Annotated in this window: 2 protein-coding genes; both read right to left on the bottom strand. The window is 44.7% G+C overall.

The features are described from left to right. Window positions 1–221: 221 nt before the first annotated feature. Window positions 222–1,322 carry a peptide chain release factor 1 gene (prfA, locus tag O9332_RS07855; protein WP_288024746.1) on the bottom strand — a complete coding sequence of 367 codons (1,101 nt, stop codon included), beginning with the start codon at window positions 1,320–1,322 and terminating at the stop codon, window positions 222–224. Next, window positions 1,301–1,480 (bottom strand): hypothetical protein, encoded by a 180-nt coding sequence (locus O9332_RS27985; RefSeq protein WP_147073623.1) that lies wholly within the window; start codon window positions 1,478–1,480, stop codon window positions 1,301–1,303. Before O9332_RS27985 ends, prfA begins: the two co-directional genes overlap by 22 nt. Between the last annotated feature and the right edge of the window lie 277 nt (window positions 1,481–1,757).

Below are 1,757 nucleotides of genomic sequence, written 5' to 3'. Positions count from 1 at the left end.
GCACCACCTTTTAGACTTTATGCTCGATGAGGCCATCCCTGTTACTCGCGTTAATTCTTCTTGATTTTGGATGGGGAGCTACAGGGCAAAAGCGTTTTGTATTCTGTATTCCTTGCTACATTCTGAATTTGGAATTGCTGTGACCGTTGCGGGTTGGGGAGAGGGGAGTGGGGAGCATAAATAAAAATAATCCAGGAGTCTCGGAGTCTCCCTTGTCCTGATTAAGCTGTCTCTTGGGCAGCGGCTAATTCTGCCAGTTTTTCCTGTTGATCCTTGGCGATACAGGATTGGATCACATCTTCGATATCGCCGTCTAAAATGCGATCGAGGGAAAAATTCTGATTTAAGCGATGATCGGTGAGACGATTATCCTTATAGTTATAGGTGCGAATTTTTTCCGAACGGGAACCAGTTCCCACCTGAGAGCGTCGCATGGAACTGACCGCTTCCTGTTGTTCCTGTAACTTCATATCGTACAGTTTCGCCCGGAGAATCTGCATAGCTCGTTCCCGGTTTTGCAATTGCGATCGCTCCTCGGTACAAAAAACTCGGATTCCCGTGGGTTTATGGATTAAATCGACGGCAGTTTCCACTTTATTGACATTTTGACCGCCTGCACCCCCGGATCTAGCCGTGGTTAACTCAATATCCTTGGGATCGATATGCACTTCCACATCGTCCACTTCTGGCATAATCGCCACGGTAGCGGTAGAAGTGTGGACGCGACCACTGGCTTCCGTCAGAGGAACCCGCTGCACCCGATGGACTCCCGCCTCAAATTTCAGCTTACTATAGACGTTATCGCCTTTAATCTCTAAAATTGCCTCTTTAAATCCTCCCATATCCGCCGGAGATTCACTCAAAAGGCTAACTTTCCAGTTTTGAGTTTCGGCATATTTTGAGTACAAGCGAACTAAATCCCCCGCCCAAATACTGGCCTCATCACCTCCGGTCCCAGCGCGAATTTCTAGCATGATATTCTTTTCATCGAGGGGATCCCGGGGCAGCAGCAGAATTGTTAATTGGTCTTCCAAAGTGGCGATTTTTTCCTCTAATTCTGCCACTTCTAGGGCGGCCATTTCCCTTAATTCGGGATCGCTGGCGGATTCTTTGAAGATTTGTTTCGCACCGATTAAATCCTCTTGACTTTTTTGCCAAATTTCGTAAGTGTTGACCGTTTCCTCTAGGGAAGCGCGGGATTTGGCCAGACGATGCAATTCACCCGGATTACCGGTGACATCGGGATCCGCTAGACGACGGGTTAATTCTTTGTAGGTCTGTTCTACAGATTGCAGTTTGTCTAGTAAATAACTTTCAGCCATAATCGATAGCCACAAATAGGGTTAAACGGGGTTAATTTGAAGATAACCCGCAAATTCACTGGATTAGAAGCGTCTGACAGATAATAGAGACGCAATCCTTTTAATTGTCTTAATTTTCTTGGTTTGGGGTTCTTCGAGATCGGAAAAATCCCGCCCAACTGCTGACAGTCAGTCAGTTTTGCTAATACTTAGAAATATTTTTGGGCCAGCAAGCGGCAAGGGAAGACATTTTTTTTCTTAACCAGATTATTCCTATATCTGAAACTATCATTTTTTGGCCGGTTTGAGCAAGTAATAGACCTCTTGCAAAAATCAAAAATCTTCCTTTAGGTGAGGAGTCTCCGAGCCAGTAGTCAGTAGTCAGGAGAATTAAGAATGAGCATTAATCAATTAAATGCTCTATTTGGTTATTTTATGCAATTTTATGCTTATTTT

Source organism: Microcystis sp. LE19-10.1B, from assembly GCF_027530565.1.
GTDB lineage: Bacteria > Cyanobacteriota > Cyanobacteriia > Cyanobacteriales > Microcystaceae > Microcystis > Microcystis aeruginosa.
The sequence above is the reverse complement of the archived record's forward strand: the minus strand, read 5'-3'. Positions and strand labels throughout refer to the sequence as shown.